Raw genomic sequence first — 21,776 nt, 5'->3', positions numbered from 1 at the left:
GTCCGGCGCGGGTGACCTTCTTGCCGGTCTCGCCGAGGTCCTCCAGGACCTCTGCGTCCACGCCGGCCAGCGTGCGCTTGCTGCGCGGAAGGCGGCCCTTGGTGCCTTCCGGAATGTCCAGGTCCTCGAAAAGGTGCGGCGAGGAGGAGTACGTTTCGATGGGCTCGGGAACACTCAGGCCCAGCGCCTTGTTGATGAGGCCCCAGCGCGGCATGTCGTCCCAGTCTACGAACGTCACGGCGGTGCCCTTGTTGCCGGCACGGCCGGTGCGGCCCACGCGGTGCAGGTAGATCTTCTCGTCCTCGACGCACTGGTAGTTGATGACGTGCGTGACGTCATCAACGTCGATGCCGCGGGCGGCAACGTCAGTGGCGACGAGGACGTCCACCTTGTTGTTGCGGAAGGCCCGGAGAGCCTGTTCGCGGGCGCCCTGGCCGAGGTCACCGTGAATGGCGGCGGCCGCGAATCCGCGGTCAACGAGTTCCTCGGCGACCTTGGCCGCCGTCCGCTTGGTCTTGGTGAAGATGATGGTGCGGCCGCGTCCGCGGGCCTGCAGGATGCGGGCGACAACCTCGGTCTTGTCCATGCTGTGCGCACGGTAGATGAGCTGGCGGATGTCGCGCTTGGTCAGGCCCTCATCGTCCGGGTCGGCGGCGCGGATGTGGGTGGGCTGCGTCATGTACCGGCGGGCCATGGCGATCACGGGGCCGGGCATCGTGGCGGAGAACAGCAGCGTCTGGCGGACCGGGGGAGTGCCGGCGATCAGGGTCTCAACATCGGGCAGGAAGCCGAGGTCCAGCATCTCGTCGGCCTCGTCGAGGACCACGATCTTGACGTTCTTCAGCACCAGGTGCCGCTGCTTGTAGAGGTCAATCAGGCGGCCGGGCGTGCCGACAACGACCTCCACTCCCTTCTGCAGCGCTTCGATCTGCGGCTCGTACGCACGGCCGCCGTAAATGGTGGCGATCCGGGCATTGCGCTTGCGGGACGCCGTCTGGAGGTCATTGGCCACCTGCACGGCGAGTTCGCGGGTGGGGACAATGACCATGGCCTGCGGGGCGCCGGGCGCGGGCAGCTTGCTGAAGCCTTCATCGTCCGGGCCCACGACGCGCTGCAGGGCGGGAATGCCGAAGCCGAGGGTCTTGCCGGTGCCGGTCTTGGCCTGGCCGATGATGTCGTGGCCGGATAGGGCAACAGGCAGGGTCATCGCCTGGATGGGGAAGGGATGGGTGATGCCGGCGTCGGCAAGGGACTCGACGATGTCGGGGCGCACGTTGTAGTCCACGAAGGACTTCTCAGCGATCTCGTGCGGCTTCTCGTCCGAGATGATGGTCTCTTCGGGCTCGATGGTTTCGGTTCCGGAGTCATCGGAGAGCAGTTGGTGCGTATGCAATTCACTCACAGTGGAGTTTCCTTATTCATTTGGGCATTGGCGCCGCATGCTCAACGGCCGGCCAAGGGGCCGATCCGGAGCACGCTCTGGCGCGCAAGCAGTTCCAGTGGAAGCCGATCGCGGGCTATCTAAATGCTGGCACTGGGGACCAACGGGTCTGTCTCAAGATCGCGTAGGGGCGGGCTTGTTGATTCAAAATAAACGAAATCAACGACCGGGCATCCATTTCTACCTCTTCAGTCTAACCGGGAAAACAGGATTCCCTGACTGGAGCGGCTGCGGAGGGCAGGACCTGGAGTCAGTCGACCAGCTCGAGGTGCACTTCCCGGGTGGTGATGTCCGAGGAAATCAGCCGGACCCGCACCCGGGTGCCGGGTTCCATTTCGCCGGCGCAGCGGGCGGTGACAGCCGGCTCGGCAATCTGGACGATGCCGGACGGGCCGCTGCCGTTGGAGCTCTTGCCGTTTCCGTTGCCGTTGGTGGTGCCGCCGTTGCCGTTGTTCTTGGCGGGTTTGGATCCGGAGATCACCACGGCGTCGAACTCCTGGCCGATGTGGTTGATGAGCAGCGCCGCCTCCACCGTGTCCAGCGCCAACCGCTCCATCTTGGCGGCGAGCTGGTCCGAGGTTGCCATGATGTCCGGCAGGGACGGCAGCGCCTCCCGTGCCCATGCGGGCACGGGTCGGTTGTTGCTCAGCGCCTCGCAGATGACCAGGACGAAACGGTCGATCAGCCGGCGCAGTGGTGCCGTGGTGTGGGCGTACGCCGTGCCGATGGCGGACTGGATGGCGTCGTCGGGAACCGCTCCGTCAAAGTACGTGTAGCCGGCCCCGCGGAAAAGCATGCCGGCCGAATGCATGATGGCCAGCTGCCGGTGGTCGGTGGGATCCAGCGTCCGCAGGTATTCCCCGTAACTGACCTTTCCGTCCCACGGCTTCCCCAGTGCGGCCGTCTGGCGCCGGAAGTGGCCGAGGGACCGTTCGTCCGGGGCCGGCATCGTACGGAGGATGCCCACCTTGCCGTCGAGCATCAACGAGGCGGCGGCCATGCCGGTCATGAGCGAAATCTGCGCGTTCCAGTCCTCCACGGGAAGCTGCGGCGCCGCGACGATCCGGTAGCCGCCGTCGGGAAGCTGCACGATCTCTTGCTCAGGCATGTTCAGGCTGGCGCCGCCGCGGGCCCGTTCGAGCTCAACGCGTTTGAGTCCCACTTCGCGCAGGAGCTGCAGCAGGGGTGAGGCGGTCCCGGCATCCAGCTCTGCCTGGACACCCTTGTAGTTGAGCTTGGCCCGGCTGCGGACCATGGCCCGCCGCACCAGCACGGAAACGACCTCGGCCGCGGCGTCGAGTTCGAACTCCCAGACGAACGCCGAACACAGCTGGCCGGCCAGCAGGCTGCCCGCGTTCTCGCTGATCACCTCAGGGTGCAGGGGGATGCGTCCATCGGGAGCGTAGAACGTCTGCCCGCGGCGGCGGGTTTCGGCGTCGAGGGCACCGCCGGGAACCACGAAGGACGGCACGTCGGCGATGGCGTACAGGATCCTGTAGCCCTCCCCGGACCGTTCGATGAAGAGGGCCTGGTCGAGGTCCGTGGATGACGGCGGATCGATGGTCAGGAATTCGACGCCGGTCAGGTCGAGTCCCGGGAGCCGGCGCTGCGCCACGGCCGCCTCCGCCTCCCTTAACACGTGGTCGTCGAACTGCCCGGGCAGCTCCAGCTCGGTCCGCAGCGCGCTCAGGGCCTCGGCCAGGGCGTTGGTCTGTTCGTGGACGCTGGGGGACAGGCGATGATGTGGCACGAAAATCAGGTTAGTCCGATTTCCGCAGTTAGTCTTGGTTTATGGGCACATCCTCGGCTGACACCGCTCGCTATGACCGTTTCGTCGCTGACCTTTTCGGCGTGATGGCGTACGGCGAGCTTTCCGCCTTCGAACGGCTCTCATCGGACGCCCGCTACTCCCCGACGCTCCATGACCGCGCCGTGCTCGGCCGGATTGCCGTCATCGAGTTCCAGCATTACGAGCTGGTGAGTGAAAAGCTGGCGGACATGGGCGTGGACGTCGAGGACGCGATGCTGCCGTTCCAGGCCGCCGTGGACCACTTCCATGAACGGACGCGGCCGGCGGACTGGTACGAATCGCTGATGAAGGCCTACGTGGTGGATACGGTGTCGGCCGATTTCTACCAGGCCGTGGCCCGCTATGTGGACCCGGGGACCCGGGAACTGATACAGAAGATCCAGGCGTCCGAGGACGCAACAGCCGTGCTTAGGGAGCGGCTGCGGGTGGCGCTGGCCGATGACCCCCGGCTCGCCTCCCGGCTGGCACTGTGGGGACGGCGGCTCCTGGGCGAGGCGCTCACCCAGGCCCAGCGCGTGGGCTACGAAAATGCCTTCCTGACGGAACTCATCACCGCAGCTGACAGCGGCGCGGATGACGCTGCCGCCAGGGAGCGCGTGCAAAGGCTCACTACGGAACTCGCGGAGAACCATTCCAAGCGGATGGTGCAGCTCGGGCTGAGCGGCTGACGCGTGATTGCATGCTCCGGTAGGAGCACCACGTTCGCCGAATGTCGTTGCTTCCCTTTGCGGCGTTTTTGTCACTGCCTGCCGTCACGCTGTGGGTATGGACAGCAGGCGGGTTGCGGAGACGGTGGAGGGGCTTGAGTCCTCGGTCGCTGTGTTGGTCGGTGTTGCTGGCCGTTGTGCCGGCAGCCTGGCCTCGGCCGGTGCTGACCCTCTTCGGGATCAGGCGGACGCGTGTCTGGACGGTCTGGCCGAGGTGGGCAGGGTGGAGGCTCGGCTGGCTGCCCTGAAAGTTCATTTCACCGCCGGATATGCCAGCGCTGCCGAAGCCATGGCCGCACCGGCCCGTTCCCCACAGGAGCACACCGCCCAGGAGATGGCCGTGACCGCTGAGGTCGCAGGTGTGCTGGGTGTGGGTGAACGCAGTGCCGGTGCCCTGCTGTCGGAGGCCCGCACCCTGACCGCCGCGCTGCCGTTGACGATGGCAGCGCTGCAGGCAGGGAGCATTTCCTGGCAGCACGCACGGGTCCTCTGCGATGAAACAGCCAACCTGGACCCGGCGGGGGCGGCGGCCCTGGAAACCCACTTCCTGGACCCGGACGCTGCCCGGCCGGGGCGTGGCTGCCTGGCCGGGGAGCTGGCACCGGCCAGGTTCCGGGCCAGGGCGCGCAGTTGGCGGGAGCGGCACCACCCGGTCAGCATCGAGGCGCGCCACCGCAGGAGCGTGCGGGAGCGTCGGATGGAGTATGTTCCGGACCGGGACGGGATGGCGTGGCTTTCGGTGTATCTGCCCGCGGACGTGGCGGCCGGTATTTGGTCTCGGGCCACTGAAGCGGCGCGTGCGCTGCAGGGCCCGGAGGAATCCCGGACTCTGACGGAGCTGCGTGCGGATGTCGCCGCAGGGTGGCTGCTCGAAGGCGTCGCCGAAGGAACCCCGTCGCCTAGGGCGCAGGTGCTGGTCACGGTTCCGGTGTTATCGCTCATGGGGGCCGGTGAGGAGCCGGCCATGCTGGATGGGTTCGGCCCGATTCCCGGCTCGGTGGCCCGCCGCCTGGTCGCAGAGGGGGCCGGGTCGTTCCTGCGGGTGCTGATCGATCCGCGCGATGGGGCACCGCTGGAGATCGGCCGTACCAGCTACCGGGTGCCGAAAGCGATGCGCCAATGGCTGCGGCTGCGCGACGGACGGTGTCCCTTTCCGGGATGCAGCAACCGGTCCCTGGATAACGAGGCACAATTCACAGCCGCCTAGGGCGTCCCTATTTGGCGTCACCAGATGATGAGCGCGCAGAAAATGACGGCTGCCGAGCCATGCCTTCCGCTCCCGCAGTACCGGCCGTTCCGGCGTCCAGGGCAGCAATCAGTTCCGCCGCGGCAGCCGTAGGGTCCGAAGCTTCCGTGATGGCCCGCACCACGACGATCCGGCTGGCTCCCGCCGCCACCACCTGCTCGACGTTGGTCAGGTCAATCCCGCCGATGGCGAACCACGGAAGCTGCTGACCGCTTTCCACTTCGGCATTACCGACAGTCCCGGCTGCATAGTGGACAAGATCAAGCCCGACGGCGGCACGGCCGGGTTTGGTGGGGGTGGCCCACACCGGGCCCACGCAGAAGTAGTTAAGGCCTTGGGGTGCCTGTGCGGCCGCGATGGCAGCATCAATCTGATCGGGGGAGTGGGTGGACAGGCCGATCGCCGCGGAGTCGTTCAGCAGGGCCCGGGCCGAGCGCAGCGGCAGGTCCTTCTGGCCGATGTGAAACACCGGTGCCCCGGCCAGCGAAGCGATGTCCGCCCGGTCGTTGACGGCCCAGAGCCGGCCATGCCTTGAAGCGGCCTGGCGCAGGACTGCCAGGAGTTCGAGTTCCTCGGCCGCCTCGGTGTTCTTGTCCCTCAGCTGGATGATGTCCACGCCGCCGGCGAAGGCAGCATCGACGAAGTCGGCGAAGTCGCCGCGCTCCTTACGGGCATCGGTGCAAAGGTACAGGCGGGCTTCATGGATATCAGGCGCGGTCATGGCAACCAGCCTAGTTCCTCTAAACTGGGCAGGTACCGCGGGAGCCCGCTGCAGCTGTCACAAAAGGCGCAGGGCTGAGAGGGCGTCAGAGCCGACCGCTTGACCTGATCCGGTTAGTACCGGCGTAGGGAAGGAATTCCATGAATCTTGGATCCGGCGGGAAGACCTCTGCCGCAGCACGGCTCCACGCCGACGTGGCCGTGATTGGCGGCGGCGTGATCGGCCACGGAATCGCCTGGGAGGCGAGGCGCTCGGGACGGACCGTGGTCCTCATCGACAAGGCGCCCGGGACAGGTGCCAGCTGGGCCGCCGCGGGGATGCTGGCCCCAGTCAGCGAACTGCATTACCAGGAAGAGGAACTCCTGGAACTCATGCTCGAGTCCTCTGCCCGGTGGCCCGCATTCGCGGCGGCGCTCGCTGATGGCGGTGCCGGCTGCGACGCTGGGTATCTGGCCACTTCGACCATCGCCGTTGGCGCCGATCCTGCCGACCGCCGCGCGCTGATGGACCTGCGCGAAGTCCAGCGGGCCGCCGGCCTGGCAGTGGAACCGCTGACCATCCGTGAGGCCCGGCTGCGGGAGCCGCTGCTGAGCCCCGGAATCTCCTGTGCATTGGACATCCCGGCCGACCACCAGGTTGATCCGCGGAAGCTGGTGGCGGGCATCGCCGCTGCACTGGCCTGCCACGAACCCGGTTCGCGGACTGCCGTGGCCGGCGCTGAAGACGGCTACGCGGTCCGTGACAACGCCGCCGGGCTGCTCTGGGACGGCGGAGGGGGCGGCGGGCGGGTCAGCGGTGTCCGGCTTGCGGGCGGCGGCGCCGTGCTGGCCGCCGAAACGGTGGTGGCCAACGGTCTCGGGGCGGCCTCGCTGGACGGACTGCCGGAGGGACTGAGGCTGCCGCTGCGTCCCGTGTACGGCGACATTCTCAGGCTTAAAGTTCCGGAACGGCTCCGTCCGCTGCTGACCGCCACGGTCCGGGGCATGGTCCGCGGAATCCCGGTCTACCTGGTGCCGCGGCAGGACGGCACCGTGGTCATTGGTGCCACCCAGCGGGAAGACGGTCAGGCCTCACCCAGCGCCGGCGGCGTCTACCAGTTGCTCAGGGATGCCCAGGCCCTGGTGCCCGCAGTGGCCGAACTGGAACTCATCGAGGCCACGGCCAGGGCACGCCCCGGCACGCCGGACAACGCGCCCCTGCTGGGCCGCGTGGCCGCCGGGCTGATCATCGCCACCGGATTCTTCCGGCACGGAGTCCTGCTGACGCCCGCCGCCGCCGTCATCTGCCGCGAGCTGATGGACGGCCTGACGGACAGCCGCTGGGATGCCTTCCGTCCCGGGCGGTTCTCCGCCGAACGCACCGCTTCGAACACAGTCACATTTGACCAGGACAAGGAATCCGCATGAACATCACACTGAACGGCAACGCCCACGCCATGGGGGCGGGCGCCTCCGTCACCACTCTCGTCAGCCAGGTCACCGGCCGGAAGCTGGCCGCCAACGGGCAGGCCGCCGACGGCCAGCGGCTCGGGGTGGCAGTGGCACGCAACGCGGAGGTCGTACCCCGCAGCCTGTGGCACAGCACAGCACTCGCCGAGGGCGACGAGATCGAGCTGGTCACGGCAGTTCAGGGAGGATGAGGACGATGACTGAAACAACCACGCAGACCGATACCGCAGCGCACGCCACTGACCGCCTCGTCATTGACGGCGTCGAACTGACCTCGAGGCTCATCATGGGCACGGGAGGCGCCCCCAGCCTGGACGGACTGGGGGCGGCGCTCCTGGCGTCAGGCACGGAACTGACCACCGTGGCTATGCGACGCTATTCGCCGGCCGAGGCGGGGTCCCTGTTCCAGTTGCTCCTGGACCACAACATCCGCGTTCTCCCGAACACCGCCGGCTGTTTCACGGCCCGCGACGCCGTCATGACGGCGGAGCTCGCGCGCGAGGCCCTTGAGACCGACTGGGTCAAACTCGAAGTCATCGCTGACGAACACACGCTGCTGCCGGACGCGGTGGAACTGGTAGAGGCCACCGAACAGCTCGTCAACCGTGGATTCAAGGTCTTCGCCTACACCAATGACGATCCCGTCCTTGCCCTGCGTCTGGAAAACCTGGGCGCCACGGCCGTCATGCCGCTGGGCTCGCCCATCGGGACCGGGTTGGGAATCCTCAACCCGCACAACATCGAGCTGATCGTCTCCCGCGCCTCCGTGCCTGTGGTCCTGGACGCCGGCATCGGCACCGCCTCGGACGCCGCGCTGGCCATGGAGCTGGGCTGCGATGCCGTGCTCCTGGCCACGGCCGTGACCCGGGCGCAGAACCCGGCACTGATGGGGGAGGCCTTCAAACACGCCGTCATCGCCGGTAGGCTGGCGAAAGCGGCCGGGCGGATACCGCGCCGCGAGCATGCGCTGGCGTCATCGGCCATGGAAGGCCGGGCGGAGTTCCTCTAGCCCGGACAGCCGCGGCAGACCACTCGGCAGGGCAGGCCCACCCACGAACCCCGCCAAGGAGGCAGCCGTGGCCGCCAGGGACGACATCCTCACCCGACCCCAGATCGACGTGGCGCTCGCTGACCTGCCGGACTGGCGTTACCAACTCGGCGGCCTCGTCACCGTCTTCAAGACGCCGACGGCGGCCGCCGCGCTGGGGCTGATTGCCGCCGTCGGGCGCCTCGCCGAGGAACGTGACCACCATCCGGACCTGGACTGGCGCTTTAATCGGGTGTTCATCCGGTTCAGCTCCCACGACGTCGGCGGGGAGGTAACGGGGCGTGACACCGGCGCCGCCGCCTCGGTCAGCATAGCCGCCGCGGCGGCAGGCGCGGAGGCCCAGCCCGGCCTCTACCGGACGGTGGACATCGGCATCGAAACGCCAGACGCGGACGGGATCTCCGAGGTCTGGCGCGTCGCGCTCGGCTACCGCAAGGGCCGGTTCGGGAACCTCGTGGACCCGTACGGCCGTGGCCCCGGGGTGTCCTTCCAGCAAGCGCCGGCGGCGGACGGGAACCGCCTCCACCTGGACATCCACCGGTCCAAGGCAGAATCCGGCACTGCCCTGGAGAAGACGGCGGCCACCGGCGCCTCAATGAACAGTGACCACGCACCCGAACGGGTGGTGGTCACTGATGCCCAAGGAAACCGGCTGTGCCTCTGCACCGAAGAAGGCCACGGACCCGACCTCAAGGGATCGGACCCCGCCTCGGGCACCGGGGACTAACCGCCGGAGCCCAAGCCGCTACTTCTTCAGGGCGGCCGTGAGCCGCTGTGTGTCCCGTTTGGTGCGCACCCTGCCCAAGTATCCAGCCACAGCCACCGCCGCTGCGGAGCCGGCCACCATCGGAAGAATCCACGGCATCCAAGTCAGGCCCGGCTGGTAGCCAAGGCCCGCCGTCATGCAGATGATCCACGCAAGCATTCCCACGGCCGTGGCCACGCCTGCCGGCAGGAACATGCCGTACTTGGCATGGCGCCGGTCGTTGGCCCAGACAATGAAGCCCGCGGCCACGGTGACCAGTACGACGATAACGAGGGACAGCACTGCTGGTCCTAGAGTGCGCCGAAGCCGACCCGGCGGACTTCCTCCGCGCCGATCTCCACGTAGCCCAGGACGTTGGCCGGCACAATGATCTGGCGGCCCTTCTCATCGCTCAGGCGCAGCTCGGTGCCCTTGGCGAGAGACTCCGCCACGACCTTGGCCACCGCGTCAGCATCCTGGGCCGATTCCAGCACAATTTCGCGGCCGATGTTCTGAATGCCGATCTTTACTTCCACAGCAAGGCCTCCCAGCCAATCAATGTTGATGCACCTACAAAGGTAGTTCTCCCTTTGTAGTCTAGGTCTCCTTGGGGAAACGAGAGATTCCGCGCCAAGCTAAACGGTAGATGAGGTCGCTGGCCACATCGAGGTCAAGGTTTCCGTCCGTTTCGAGCCAATAGCGCGCGCTCACCTGCGCCATGCCGGCAAGTCCCCGGCCCAAGAGCTGCGCTTCCAACAGCGGCAGCTTGGTGTCTTCGGCGATGACGCGTGCAATGGCGTCGGCGAAGGCCTTGTTGAAGGTCTCCAGGCGCGAACTGACGTCGGGATCGTTGATCAGGTCGGATTCGAAGACCAGCCGGTGCGCCTGGTCGTCGCTGTCGATGAAGCGGTAATAGGCCCGCATGACGGCCTGGACCCGCTCCTTGTTGTCCGAGGTGGAGTTCAGCGCGCCCATCATCAGGTCGGTGAGGACGCCGAGGTGGCTGTCGAGCAGGGCCAGGTACAGCTCACGCTTGGAAGGAAAGTGCTGGTAGAGGACCGGTTTGCTCACATGGGCCGTCTCCGCGATCTCATCCATGGCGGCGCCGTGGTAACCGTTGGCAACGAAGACCTCCTGGGCGGCAGCCAGCAGCTGGGCACGGCGTTCATCGCGGGGCAGCCTGGCCGATCGCTGCCCGGCCGGGCGGGATGCGCCCGCAGGCGGGTGCGCACCCTGAGGGCGATCAACCGGTGCATCGTGAACCACTGTTGGCCTTCTTTCCATTTCAGTTAACTTCACTTTACCCGGAGGTAATATGACCCAGCGGTATCTTCAGGCATACATTGAAGTATGGCTTCTCTGTCCACCGCAAATGCAACCCGCACTTCACCGGCCCCCCTCGTCGAACCGGCGGCCGGACTTACGCCCGAAGAGGTGGAGCGGTACTCGCGGCACCTCATCATTCCGGAGATCGGCGCACTCGGCCAACGCCGGCTGAAGAACGCCCGCGTCCTGGTGATCGGAGCCGGCGGGCTCGGCTCGCCGGCCCTGCTCTACCTTGCCGCCGCCGGCGTGGGGACCATCGGGATCATCGACGACGACGACGTTGACCTGAGCAACCTGCAGCGCCAGATCATCCATGGCGTGGCGGATGTGGGGCGGCCCAAGATCGAGTCGGCGCGGGATGCCATCGCCGCCCTGAACCCGCTGGTGGACGTTCGCCTCCACGATGCCAGGCTGGACTCCTCCAACGCCCTGGAGCTGTTTTCCGGCTACGACCTCATCCTTGACGGGGCGGACAACTTCGCCACGCGCTACCTGGTCAACGATGCTGCGGCCATCCTCGGCAAGCCCTACGTCTGGGGTTCGATCTTCCGTTTCGACGGCCAGGTCAGCGTGTTCTGGGAAACGCACGGCCCCACCTACCGGGACCTGTATCCGGAGGCTCCGCCGGCGGGTTCGGTCCCGTCCTGCGGCGAGGGCGGCGTGTTCGGGATGCTGTGCGCGGCGGTCGGATCCCTGATGGTGACGGAGGCCGTCAAGCTGATCACCGGCGTCGGGCGTTCCCTGCTCGGCCGCGTGGCGCTCTACGACGCCCTGGGGGGCAGCTGGCGCGAGATCAGGGTGGCGAAGGACCCCGCAGCCCCTCCGATCACCGAACTGACGGACTACGAGGCGTTCTGTGGCGTCACTCCGCCGGCAGCCACCGATGCGGAACACTCCGTCACTGCCACGCAGCTGGCCGAGATGCTGGCTTCCCGTGACGCCGGAACGAAGGACTTCGAGCTGGTTGACGTCCGGGAATCCGGCGAGTTCGACATTGTCAGGATCGACGGCTCCGTCCTCATCCCGCAGGGCAGGATCCTGTCCGGGGAGGCGTGGGCCGAGCTGCCGCAGGACAGGGACATTGTCTTCCACTGCAAGTCGGGGGCGCGGTCCGCCACCGTGCTTGCCGCGGCCAGGAAGGCCGGCTACCAGCGCGTGAGCCATCTCGACGGCGGCATCCTCGCCTGGGTGAGGGACGTGGAGCCGCAGAAGCCCGTTTACTGACGGGAGCAGCATGCGGGGGAGGGCGCTCACGGCCGCTGCACGCTGCTCGCCAGCAGCGGCAGAGACAGCCCCTGTGTCCGGTCCTGCCACGGATCGGTGTACTCCAGCTCCATGCCTGTGGAGCCGGAGGGTGCCAGATAGCTGATCCAGTGGTGGTGTATTGACCCCGGCGGGATCGTGCCGGTGGTGCGGTCCGCGTCCTGGGGAGTGACCGTAGTGGCCGTGGTGCCCGAGGAGGGCAGCTTCAGGCGGAGCTGGCCCGGGCTGAACAACACCGGCTCCGGACCCGAGTTACTCAGCTCCACCTCGACCAGGACGACGTCACCCCACGTCAGGTTCACCGGCTGGGGCCACCCCGCTTCCGCCGGAGCTCCGCCGTCGTGGCCATGGGAGTCGGTGACGGCGGTGGCCAGGCTGGCGGTCCGCTGCAAGGTTCCCGCGGCACTCCCGGCCGATGCACCGGGCCCGCTGAGATGTGCAGCAGCGGCTGCCACGGACCGGAACGCCAAGTGGCCCTGCGCATCCAGCCGGGAGAGGCGGCCCGCCCTGGTGACGGACAGGGAACCAAAAGCCGTCTCCATGCGGGCGGCTGGATGGGGCGAGCTGCGGGACACCACCCCGTACGTCCCGCCGGCAACCAGCAGGACGGCGCCACCACCGACAATCAGTCCGAACTGGCGGCGGCTCAGGACCGGGACGGAAATCGTGCGGAAATCAGGATTCACTGCTCGCACCCCCAATAGGATTCACAAGTTCCATCCATGCTCCGTATGGAACCTAGGGAAACCTTGCAGGATCCTTGGGACGCGGCTCTGAAACCGGGGACTGGCCCGGAGTGGGGGGGGTGGGGGACTGCGCCTTAGGCGGAGTTCCTCCGGGAGTCCGCCTCGGGAAGCCCCGCGGGGGCAAGCTGGGTGTGGTCGACCGGGCATTCGGCCTTGGAAGCGGCGGCGGGCTGCTCCACAGTGATGCCGTACAGGGTTTCCAACGCGGCAACGTAGTCGTCCTGCTGGCCGTTGGCGGCAAGCTCCCGGGCCCGGACCGTGGGGACGTGGAGCAACTGCTTCACCATGCGGCGCAGGGCGAACTCGACTTCTTCGGCCGCGGCGGTGCAGCCGTGACGGGCCCGCACCTTCTCCATCTCCGCGTCCAGCACATTCATGGTATGGCGGCGGAGCGCCACGATGGCCGAGTCCACAGACCGTGCCTCGCGCTCCTGCTCAAAAGCCTGCGCGGCGCCGGACACGATACTGCTTGCCTGGGCCAGGGATTCGGCCTGTTCCTCGGGAGCGGCCAGTCGGACAGATTCCAGCGTGAGGAGCTCGACGCCGTCGAGTTCTCCCACGGCCGGATCAAAATCGTGGGTCAGCGCCAGGTCGATGGCGATGAGCGGCTGGGCGGAGTTTGCGCGGACCTGGGCGAGCTCGGCTGCCTCCACCCTGGTGTCCGAACCGCTGCAGCCGATCATGACGTCGGCGGCTGCCACAGCGGCGTCCAGCGTGTCGCCGTCGAGCGCCGTACCGCCGCGCGTTGCGACGAACGCCGCAGCGCGGCCGGAGGACGAAAAGACGGAAATATCGCGGCAGCCGCGTTCGCGCAGGAGGGCCATGGTGGCGCCTGCGTAGGCGCCGGTGCCGAACACCACAACTTTCTTGGTGGACCAGTCCGGGTCCTCGGAGAGATCGGTCGCGAGGTCAAGCGCCACGGAAACGATGGACAGGCCGCGGGATCCGAGCGCGGTCTGTGCGCCGACGTCCTTGGCCGTCTTGGACGCGGCCTGGAAGAGCCGGACCAGGCCGGAGCTGGCCGTGCCCTCGTGCTGCGCAGTGATCAAGGCCCGCCGCACCTGCCCGGCGATTTCACGTTCGCCGACGACGGCGGAGTCCAAGCCGGAGCTGACCGCAAAGAGGTGCTCGCTGACCTCCGGGCCCGTCCGCGTATTAAAGGACCGGGATACGAGCTGTTCGCTGAGGCCGCTCATCTCGCTGATCTGTCCGACCAGCGCGGCGCGGGCGGCTTCGACGTCATCCGCATGCGCGGCCTCGCCATAAATTTCGTAGCGGTTGCAGGTGGCAAGGACAACCGCACCCGTCACTGCCGGCGATCCGGCGAGGGCGGATGTTGCTATGCCTGAAGAACCGTTGCTTAGTTGAGCGACGGTTTCGAGGTCGATGTCGGCGTGTGTAGCCACCAATGAAAAAAGAACCACAGCAGGACAATCATAGCTTTTTCGCAGCCGCGTAGAACAACCCCTGGCCCGGATGCCGCGTCCGAGGTCCTGTGATTCCCGCCACGCAGCCAGTCCGGGGCCTTGGGATGACAGGCTGTCGTTATCTTTTGGAGGCGATTTTGGGCACAATCAAAGGCATGACTTCTAGCGCTGCAACATCAGATGGCACTGTTCTTGACGCTGGCCATCCGCTCAAGGACGGGCGCACTGCCGACTCGCCGCTCATCACTGCATACCGTGGTGGCAAGCCCAGCCGCAGGCCGGTGTGGTTCATGCGCCAGGCCGGCCGGTCGCTGCCGGAATACCTGAAGGTGCGCGAGGGCGTGGCCATGCTTGACTCGTGCCTCCGGCCGGAACTCGCTTCGGAGATCACCCTCCAGCCCGTGCGCCGCCACGACGTTGACGCGGCTATCTTCTTTTCGGACATCGTCATTCCGCTCAAGCTGGCCGGCGTCGGGGTGGACATTGTTCCAGGCGTGGGCCCCGTGCTCAGCAAACCCGTGCGCACCGCTGACGATGTCGCCGCGCTGCCCACGCTCACCTGGGAGGCGCTGGAGCCGATCCGCGAAGCCGTCCGCCTGACGGTCGCCCAGCTCGGCAAGACGCCGCTCATTGGATTCGCCGGAGCACCCTTCACCCTTGCCGCCTACATGGTCGAGGGCAAACCGTCCCGCGACCACCTCGGTCCGCGCACCATGATGCACGCTGACCCGGAAACATGGACGGCCCTGGCCAACTGGGCTGCGGACGCCTCCGGGCTGTTCCTGCGGGCCCAGCTGGAAGCGGGAGCCTCGGCAGGGCAGCTGTTCGATTCGTGGGCAGGGTCCCTCGGCCTGGCCGACTACACCCGCTTCGTGGCACCGGCGTCAGCCCGGGCACTTGACCACGTCCGGCACCTGGGCGCACCGCTGATCCACTTCGGCACCGGAACCTCGGAACTCCTGGTGGCGATGCGCGACGTCGGCGTCGACGTCGTTGGCGTGGACTACCGGCTGCCGCTTGCGGAAGCGAACCGCCGGCTGGGCGGCACGGTGCCCCTCCAGGGCAACATCGATCCGGCCCTGCTGTCCGCCCCGTGGGAGGTGCTGGAAGCCCATGTCCGGGAGGTCATCGCGTCCGGTGCCGCTGCACCCGGCCACGTCCTGAACCTCGGCCACGGCGTGCCGCCGGAAACTGACCCGGACGTGCTGACGCGGGTCGTGACACTGATCCACTCCATCTCCCCGGAGTAGGACATGGAGGCGGGAACCCCTCCGGCGTCCGGACAGACGGCCCTGGTGGTGGGCGGCGGCATCTCGGGTCTCCTTGCGGCACGGGAACTTGCCCAGGCCGGAGCGGCCGTCACGCTGCTGGAAGCCACTGACTCGTGGGGCGGCTGCGTTGGCCGGCATGAGGTGGCCGGACTCACGCTGGACAGTGGCGCCGAATCGTTCGCCACGCGCTCCAGCGCAGTGGCCGACCTCGCCCGGGAGCTGGGGCTCGCCGAAGCCATCGTCGCGCCGCACCCCGGCGGTGCCTGGGTGCAGCTGCCGGACGGCCCCCGTGAGCTTCCCAAGACCGGCGTCCTCGGGATTCCGGCAAACCCCTGGGACCCGGAGGTGCGCCGCTCACTGGGGATCGCCGGATCGCTCCGCGCATCGCTGGACAGGGTCCTGCCCTCTTCCGTGGGAACCACTGCCGACGTCGCAAGTGTCTCCGCGCTGGTCCACGCCAGGATGGGGCGGCGCGTCCTCACGCGGCTTGTCGAACCGGTGGTTGGCGGCGTGCACTCGGCCGACCCCGCCCTCCTGGATGTGGACATGGTCGCCCCCGGCCTCCGCGCCGGAATTGCCCGGCACGGGTCGCTGGCGGCGGCCGTGGCCGCTCAGCGCCGGGCGCCGGCAGAAGGTGCCCGGGGCGCCAAGGCAGGCTCCGCCGTCGCCGGGCTGAAGGGCGGCATGCACACGCTGGTGTCCGCCCTTGTGGCGGACCTCCGACGCCGGGGCGTGCAGATGGTCACCGGAAGCCGTGCCCGTTCGGCCACGCGGACCCCGGATGGCTGGCGGATCGCCACGGCCAACGGAACACCCGGCACCGGTACTGTCCCAACGGGGGAAACCTACGACGCCGGCGTGCTGGTGGTCGCGCTCGACGGCCCCGCCGCCGTCTCATTGCTGGAGGAGGCGGTGCCGTCCCTGGCCGGCCACCGGCCGGGCCCCGGACCGGAAGTGAAACTGGTGACGCTCGTCGTCGACCTCCCGGAGCTGGACCGGCGCCCGCGCGGAACGGGGATCCTGGTGGCTCCGCAGACTCCCGGAATCCGGGCCAAGGCGCTCACCCATGCGACGGCCAAGTGGGACTGGCTGGCTGAGGCAGCGGGGCCGGGCCGGCACGTTGTGAGGCTTTCGTACGGCCGCCGCGACAGCGCCGCGCCTGGCGCCGAGGGCCAAGGATCCCACGACGCGGCAGCCCTACCGGATGCGGCTTTGCTGGACCTGGCCCTTCAGGACGCCTCCGCCCTGCTGACGGTGCCTGTGACTGCGGAGAGCCTGGTGGGCTGGGGTGTGGTCTCGTGGGCCGGCGCCCTTCCGTTCGCCGCAGTGGGCCACCGGCAGCGGGTTGCCGAAGTGCGGCGGATCTGCGGCGACAGCCGTGGACTCGTGCTGGTGGGCGGCTGGCTAGCCGGAAACGGACTGGCCGCGGTGGTGGCAGACACCAGGAAGCAACTGCGCGGTTTTCTGGAGTAATCCACTGCCCCGGCGCCACGCTGTCCGGTGCTTAGTACCGGCGAGAATTAGCGCCTCCAATACCCGCTCGCCCTGCCGTAAGCAAGTTTTTCATCCCGGCGTTTTGTGTCTAGGGTCGAAAGTATGGTCGATCAGAAGTCCGAGAATTTTCGTACGCTGACCGGTAACCATGGGGGACTTCGGCGTGGCACGGCAGCAGCTGCGCTCGGAGCGGTACTGGTCTTATCCGCAGGCGTCCCTGCATCCAACGCTGCAGCGCCGGCACTGCTGGCGGACACAGAAGACGCGGCCGCTCCGGCCCCGGCTGTGAGCCAGCTCAGTGCCACCGTGTCCGGGACCCTCAGTCTCGACACCTGGGCAGGTGCCGTCCTTGGCGATGAGGACGACGACGAGCCGTCCGGCTCGCCCACGCCGTCGCTGTCCCCGACGATCGCTCCTGCGCCGACGATCTCACCATCCACCACCCCGTCGCCCATCGTTCCGGTGCCGACACTGCCTAAAACGCCCCTTCCGACGAAAACGCCGACGCCCGCGCCGACACCCTCGCCAACCAGCACATCGACGTCCGGCCCGTCCCAGACGCCTTCGCCGACGCCCACCGAGTCCCGGCCTGGCTACTCACCGGCGGCCGTTCCCCCGCCCGCCGGGCAGCAGCCGCCAGCGGCGGGGCCGGCAACGGCAACCCAGCCGGCGCCGGCTGTACAGCCCGCGCCGGCTGCCCCGGTAACCGTCCCGTCAGCCGAAAGCCCGGTACCAGCTGCTGCGGGGGGTGCCTCAGCGGACCGCAGGACGGACGGCACATTGGATGCGGCAGCCGCCCGGCCCGGTGCCGCCGGCATCGTGTCCGGCGTCTGGGGTTCGGCGCGCCTGTCCCGTCCGATGAACATGGGAACCGTGGACTACCAGTATTCCGCAGTCAAGCCCAACAGTGCGGTTCTCGGCTCCTCGCAGGCCGGCCCGGTTTCGCCGCTGGTATGGGTCGGTGCCGGGCTCGTGGTGCTTGCCGGCGCTGCCGGCCTGGTGGCATACAAAATGCGCAAAGCCCTGTAACCCTTTAACGAAGCAACGAACCGTCCGCCGAGATACGACCCTGTGAAATACCCCACTTCTACGCTCCTGTAGAAGTGGGGTTTTTCGACTTGGGCGCATGGAACGGGCAGTATGGTATCCATGAGCCACACTCCTGCCGAATCTGTCACTAAAACCGAAGAATCAGCCGAGCAGTTCTTCACCCTCTGGACCGTATTCAAGCGCTCCGCAGAGGTCCTCCGCAGTGCCGATGCCGCCGAGGATTTCGATGCCCTGGTTGCGCGCCTGGCCGAGGGCGGGGTGACCTACCGCGGAAGCTATGACGTCTCCGCCATGCGTGCCGATGCCGACGTCATGGTCTGGCTGCACGGGCCCAAGCCAGAAGCCCTGCAGCAGGCCATCCGCGACATCCGCCGGAGCAAGCTGTTCGCCGGAACAGAACTGGTGTGGTCCGCCATGGGCGTGCACCGGGAAGCGGAGTTTGCCAAGAACCACACGCCGGCCTTTTCCCGCGGCGTGGCGCCGGCGGAATGGCTCTGTGTCTACCCCTTCGTCCGGTCCTACGAGTGGTACCTGCTGCCTGAAGAAGAGCGCGGCAAGATGCTCCGGGACCACGGCATGCTGGGCCGCGACTTCCCGCAGGTCATTTCCAACACCGTGTCTTCGTTTGCGCTCGGGGACTGGGAATGGATCCTCGGGCTGGAAGCCCCCGAACTCGTCGACCTGGTGGACCTGATGCGCCACCTGCGGTCCACGGAGGCCCGCAACCACGTACGCGAGGAAATTCCGTTCTACACCGGCCGGCGCATTACCACGGGGGAGATTGCCGAGGTACTGGCATGAGCCCGCTGGATCCCCACGAGTCTGCCATTGCGGTAAATCCCGTGACGGAGGCCGGCAGGATGGCCCCCAAGGAGTACGACGCGGTTCTCCTCGCATCCTTCGGCGGCCCCGAAGGGCAGGACGATGTCATCCCCTTCCTGCGCAATGTGACGCGCGGCCGCGGCATCCCGGATGAGCGGCTCGAAGAGGTATCCCACCACTACCGTGCCAACGGCGGCATCAGCCCGATCAACCAGCAGAACCGTGAACTCAAAGCGGCGCTTGAGGCGGAGCTCGCCCGCCGGGGCATCGCCATGCCGGTGCTGTGGGGCAACCGCAACTGGGATCCGTACATCCCGCAGACCCTCCAGGACGCGTACGACGCCGGCCACCGCAAGCTGCTCATGGTCACCACGAGTGCCTACTCCTGTTACTCCAGCTGCCGCCAGTACCGCGAAGACATCGGCATGGCGCTGACCGAGACGGGCCTCGACGGCAAGCTCGAGGTGGACAAGGTGCGGCAGTACTTCGACCACCCCGGTTTCGTCGAACCCTTCATCGAGGGGACCGCCGCCGGGATTGCCGACGTCCGGGCCCAGCTCGCCGCAGCCGGAACGCCGGACGCACCCATCCACGTTCTCTTTGCCACGCACTCCATCCCCACCCGTGACGCCGACGCCGCCGGAAAGTCCCCGGATGAGCCCCGCGAATTCGCCGAGGGCTCGGCCTACGTCGCGCAGCACCTGGCAACGGGCACCGAAGTCATGCGCCGGGTGGAAGAGGAATCCGGCCTGTCCGCGCCCTGGTCCCTCGTGTATCAGTCCCGGTCCGGTGCCCCCCACGTGCCCTGGCTCGAGCCTGACATCAACGATGCCATCGAGGACCTGGCCAGGCAGGGGGCCAAGGGAATCGTCATCGTTCCGCTGGGCTTCGTGAGCGACCACATGGAGGTGGTCTGGGACCTTGACACGGAGGCGCTGGAGACCTGCGCTAACCTCGGGCTCGCGGCCACCCGTGTTCCGACGCCGGGCACCCACCGCCGTTTTGTCAACGGACTGGTGGACCTCATCTGTGAACGTACCGTGGCGAACAACATCGGGGACCGCCCGGCAGCCACTCCGCTGGGTCCCTGGTACGACGTCTGCCGTCCCGGCTGCTGCGCCAACTTCCGCGGCGAAAAGCCGACCATCGCCGGCGCTGACACCACCGTGGGGACCGGCCACGACCCCTACCCATCAGTGAGGCAGGACACGCAGTGACTGTTCGGATCGGCACGCGGGCAAGCAAGCTCGCCCTTACCCAGACGCAGCAGACCGCTGACCTGCTGGCCGCCGTCGGGGGCTTTACCGTGGAACTCGTCCACATCCGGACCGAGGGGGACGTGCTCAAGGGGTCCCTGTCGCAAATGGGAGGCACGGGCGTGTTCGTGGCGGCGCTCCGGGACGCCCTGCTGCGCAATGAGTGCGATGTTGCAGTGCACTCCCTGAAGGACCTCCCCACGGGCCCGGCCGTCGGCCTGACCCTTGCGGCGACTCCGCCGCGGGTGGACGTCCGCGACGTCCTGTGCGCCCGCGACGGCCTCAAACTGGCCGACCTTCCGAAGGGCGCGCGGGTGGGTACCGGATCACCCAGGCGCGCCGCGCAACTCCGGGCTGTCCGTCCCGACCTGGACATCGTGGACATCCGCGGCAATGTGGACACCCGCCTAGGGCGCGTTCCTGGCCTGCCGGGCAACGCCACCGACGAGGTGGTGGCCGGAAAGTCCTGTGACCTGGATGCGGTTGTCCTCGCCGCCGCAGGCCTGGAGCGCATCAGCAGGCTGGACACCATTACGGAATATCTGGACACGGACATCATGCTGCCTGCCGCAGGACAGGGATCCCTGGCCATCGAATGCCGCACAGCCGATGCTCCACGCCAGGCAGGCTCCACAGCGGGATCGCAGGGCGTGCTCGCCCAGGCACTCGCGGCACTTGATGACCAGGACACCCGGCTGGCCGTCACCGCGGAGCGGGCGCTGCTGGCGCGGCTCGAGGCCGGCTGCGCGGCCCCCGTTGGCGCCTACGCCTACCGCAAGGGCAGCATGCTGCACCTCGAAGCTGTGGTCTGCGCCGTCGACGGTACAGCCACCGTGCGCGACAAGCGGGCCACGGACGGCCTGACTGAGGTTGGCGCGACACTGCTGGGCATTGAGCTGGCGGAGATCCTCCTGGCCGCCGGGGCCGCCGACATCGCGGACCTGACGGCGTCCTGAGAGGCAGGCTGGGAACGACTTCATGGGACAGAGGGGCGAAGGTCCGGCCACCGGCCGTGCCGTGCAGCAGCACGCGGCGGACCGCACAGCGCCGGAGCCGAAAGGGCCGCGCCCACTTGAGGGCGACCGCATACTGGTCACCCGCAGCCCGGACCGTGCCGGAGCCTTCGTCGCACAGCTGCTGCTCGCCGGCGCCGACCCGCTCCTGCTTCCGCTGAAAGACTTCGAACGCGCATCGGACCAGGCAGCCCTGGACGGGGCCTTCAATGCCCTCGGCGCCGGGCAGTATGCCTGGCTCGTGGTCAGCAGCGCCACCACGGTACTGGCGCTCCAGATCAAGGCCGCCGAGCGTCAGGTGGCCTTGCACCAGTGGATTCCCGCCGCCACGCGCGTCGCTGCGGTAGGCCCGTCCACCGCGAACGCCCTTGAAGCCGTGGGAGTGGCGGTGCACCTGGTACCGCAGCACGAACATTCCGCGGCCGGTCTTGCCAACGAGTGGCCGGCAGGTCCCGCCACTGTGCTGCTGCCCCAGGCGGACATTGCGGCCCCCACCCTCGCGCTCGGCCTCAGCGCCAAAGGGGCGGACGTGAGGACAGTCGTGGCTTATCACACGGTGGATTACCCGGCGGAGCCGGGTCTCCGGCTTGCCGCCCCGGAAACGTCCGGCGGCGTGGACGGCGCGTCCGCCGCGGTGGCCACGACGCTCACTCCGGCGGAAGCCAAAGCCTGCATATCCGACGGCGGGATTGCCGCCGTGGTGGCTGCTTCTCCAAGCGCCGCCCGCCGCATCCACGCAACGCTTTCCCCGCTGGGCGGCTGCCGCTTTGTCGCCATCGGCAAGACAACGGCTGCCGCAGCGGAAGCGCTCGGCCTGACAGTCGCCGCCATGGCGGACGAAGCCACACCTGCGGGGCTTGTCGCTGCCGTCATCCGGGCCGTTCATCCAGGGACAGCACCCCAACCCGACATCCATTCGTCAGCATCAGGCACCCAGTGAAG

Annotated in this window: 21 protein-coding genes, 1 pseudogene and 1 riboswitch; of the genes and pseudogenes, 14 read left to right on the top strand and 8 right to left on the bottom strand. The window is 67.9% G+C overall.

Translation table 11 applies throughout. From position 1 onward, the window contains the following. Both AC3A3W_RS15315 and AC3A3W_RS15310 read right to left on the bottom strand, forming a co-directional pair. Positions 1-1,402 (bottom strand): DEAD/DEAH box helicase (locus AC3A3W_RS15315; RefSeq protein WP_487443874.1); only part of this gene is annotated, 1,402 nt, incomplete at its 3' end. Positions 1,403-1,691: 289 nt separating this feature from the next. Next, a complete protein-coding gene (locus AC3A3W_RS15310; RefSeq protein WP_487443873.1) occupies positions 1,692-3,191 on the bottom strand; it encodes an RNB domain-containing ribonuclease in 1,500 nt (499 codons plus the stop codon). 41 nt (positions 3,192-3,232) lie between these two features. Between AC3A3W_RS15310 and AC3A3W_RS15305 the strand changes: the two genes are divergently transcribed. Then, positions 3,233-3,919, top strand: coding sequence for a ferritin-like fold-containing protein (locus AC3A3W_RS15305; RefSeq protein ID WP_487443872.1), 687 nt, complete (start codon positions 3,233-3,235; stop codon positions 3,917-3,919). Positions 3,920-4,016: 97 nt separating this feature from the next. Next, positions 4,017-5,162 (top strand): annotated as a pseudogene (locus AC3A3W_RS15300) (DUF222 domain-containing protein); the annotation flags it as partial. A 10-nt stretch (positions 5,163-5,172) separates the two neighbouring features. Here AC3A3W_RS15300 and thiE read toward each other — a convergent pair. Beyond that, the gene (gene thiE, locus AC3A3W_RS15295) at positions 5,173-5,925 is read right to left on the bottom strand and encodes a thiamine phosphate synthase (RefSeq protein ID WP_487443871.1); all 753 of its coding nucleotides are present in this window, start codon (positions 5,923-5,925) and stop codon (positions 5,173-5,175) included. Positions 5,926-5,952: 27 nt separating this feature from the next. Then, a riboswitch (TPP riboswitch) is annotated at positions 5,953-6,074 on the top strand. Between thiE and AC3A3W_RS15290 the strand changes: the two genes are divergently transcribed. The 4 genes from AC3A3W_RS15290 (at position 6,066) to AC3A3W_RS15275 (ending at position 9,148) form a co-directional block, all read left to right on the top strand. Beyond that, positions 6,066-7,331, top strand: a complete 1,266-nt coding sequence (locus tag AC3A3W_RS15290) for an FAD-dependent oxidoreductase (protein ID WP_487443870.1) — start codon at positions 6,066-6,068, stop codon at positions 7,329-7,331. It overlaps the preceding riboswitch by 9 nt. Then, entirely contained in the window at positions 7,328-7,564 is a 237-nt protein-coding gene (gene thiS, locus AC3A3W_RS15285) for a sulfur carrier protein ThiS (RefSeq protein WP_487443869.1), read from the top strand. The genes AC3A3W_RS15290 and thiS overlap by 4 nt, the downstream gene beginning before the upstream one ends. A gap of 5 nt (positions 7,565-7,569) precedes the next feature. Further along, positions 7,570-8,382 (top strand): thiazole synthase, encoded by an 813-nt coding sequence (locus tag AC3A3W_RS15280; RefSeq protein ID WP_487443868.1) that lies wholly within the window; start codon positions 7,570-7,572, stop codon positions 8,380-8,382. Between the two features lie 67 nt (positions 8,383-8,449). Then, positions 8,450-9,148 (top strand): 4a-hydroxytetrahydrobiopterin dehydratase, encoded by a 699-nt coding sequence (locus AC3A3W_RS15275; protein ID WP_487443867.1) that lies wholly within the window; start codon positions 8,450-8,452, stop codon positions 9,146-9,148. Between the two features lie 18 nt (positions 9,149-9,166). Here AC3A3W_RS15275 and AC3A3W_RS15270 read toward each other — a convergent pair whose 3' ends face one another. The 3 genes from AC3A3W_RS15270 to AC3A3W_RS15260 form a co-directional block, all read right to left on the bottom strand. Then, a complete protein-coding gene (locus AC3A3W_RS15270) occupies positions 9,167-9,469 on the bottom strand; it encodes a hypothetical protein (RefSeq protein WP_487443866.1) in 303 nt (100 codons plus the stop codon). Positions 9,470-9,477: 8 nt separating this feature from the next. Next, complete coding sequence (locus tag AC3A3W_RS15265) at positions 9,478-9,702, bottom strand: DUF3107 domain-containing protein (protein WP_205655431.1); 225 nt, start codon at positions 9,700-9,702, stop codon at positions 9,478-9,480. Positions 9,703-9,763: 61 nt separating this feature from the next. Next, positions 9,764-10,450, bottom strand: coding sequence for a TetR/AcrR family transcriptional regulator (locus AC3A3W_RS15260; RefSeq protein ID WP_487443865.1), 687 nt, complete (start codon positions 10,448-10,450; stop codon positions 9,764-9,766). A gap of 66 nt (positions 10,451-10,516) precedes the next feature. Between AC3A3W_RS15260 and moeB the strand changes: the two genes are divergently transcribed. Continuing rightward, positions 10,517-11,716, top strand: coding sequence for a molybdopterin-synthase adenylyltransferase MoeB (gene moeB / locus AC3A3W_RS15255; RefSeq protein WP_487443864.1), 1,200 nt, complete (start codon positions 10,517-10,519; stop codon positions 11,714-11,716). A 26-nt stretch (positions 11,717-11,742) separates the two neighbouring features. Here moeB and AC3A3W_RS15250 read toward each other — a convergent pair whose 3' ends face one another. Together AC3A3W_RS15250 and AC3A3W_RS15245 are read right to left on the bottom strand one after the other, a co-directional pair. Continuing rightward, the gene (locus AC3A3W_RS15250; RefSeq protein ID WP_487443863.1) at positions 11,743-12,441 is read right to left on the bottom strand and encodes a DUF4352 domain-containing protein; all 699 of its coding nucleotides are present in this window, start codon (positions 12,439-12,441) and stop codon (positions 11,743-11,745) included. Positions 12,442-12,575: 134 nt separating this feature from the next. Beyond that, a complete protein-coding gene (locus tag AC3A3W_RS15245) occupies positions 12,576-13,925 on the bottom strand; it encodes a glutamyl-tRNA reductase (RefSeq protein ID WP_487443862.1) in 1,350 nt (449 codons plus the stop codon). 158 nt (positions 13,926-14,083) lie between these two features. Between AC3A3W_RS15245 and hemE the strand changes: the two genes are divergently transcribed. The 7 genes from hemE (at position 14,084) to AC3A3W_RS15210 (ending at position 21,774) form a co-directional block, all read left to right on the top strand. Continuing rightward, complete coding sequence (gene hemE / locus AC3A3W_RS15240) at positions 14,084-15,178, top strand: uroporphyrinogen decarboxylase (protein WP_487443861.1); 1,095 nt, start codon at positions 14,084-14,086, stop codon at positions 15,176-15,178. 3 nt (positions 15,179-15,181) lie between these two features. Beyond that, the gene (hemG, locus tag AC3A3W_RS15235; RefSeq protein ID WP_487443860.1) at positions 15,182-16,672 is read left to right on the top strand and encodes a protoporphyrinogen oxidase; all 1,491 of its coding nucleotides are present in this window, start codon (positions 15,182-15,184) and stop codon (positions 16,670-16,672) included. Positions 16,673-16,795: 123 nt separating this feature from the next. Next, entirely contained in the window at positions 16,796-17,722 is a 927-nt protein-coding gene (locus tag AC3A3W_RS15230; RefSeq protein WP_487443859.1) for a hypothetical protein, read from the top strand. 120 nt (positions 17,723-17,842) lie between these two features. After that, positions 17,843-18,544 (top strand): hydrogen peroxide-dependent heme synthase, encoded by a 702-nt coding sequence (gene hemQ / locus AC3A3W_RS15225; protein WP_487443858.1) that lies wholly within the window; start codon positions 17,843-17,845, stop codon positions 18,542-18,544. Next, positions 18,541-19,782: a ferrochelatase gene (locus AC3A3W_RS15220; protein WP_487443857.1), complete on the top strand. Its 1,242-nt coding sequence runs from the start codon at positions 18,541-18,543 to the stop codon at positions 19,780-19,782. The genes hemQ and AC3A3W_RS15220 overlap by 4 nt, the downstream gene beginning before the upstream one ends. Continuing rightward, positions 19,779-20,777 carry a hydroxymethylbilane synthase gene (gene hemC / locus AC3A3W_RS15215; protein WP_487443856.1) on the top strand — a complete coding sequence of 333 codons (999 nt, stop codon included), beginning with the start codon at positions 19,779-19,781 and terminating at the stop codon, positions 20,775-20,777. Before AC3A3W_RS15220 ends, hemC begins: the two co-directional genes overlap by 4 nt. A 22-nt stretch (positions 20,778-20,799) precedes the next feature. Further along, entirely contained in the window at positions 20,800-21,774 is a 975-nt protein-coding gene (locus AC3A3W_RS15210; RefSeq protein WP_487443855.1) for a uroporphyrinogen-III synthase, read from the top strand. The last annotated feature ends 2 nt before the right edge of the window (positions 21,775-21,776 follow it).

It is taken from the genome of Arthrobacter sp. Soil_N43, assembly GCF_057655195.1.
Note: the sequence above shows the minus strand (reverse complement) of the source record. Positions and strands in the feature narration are given on the sequence as shown.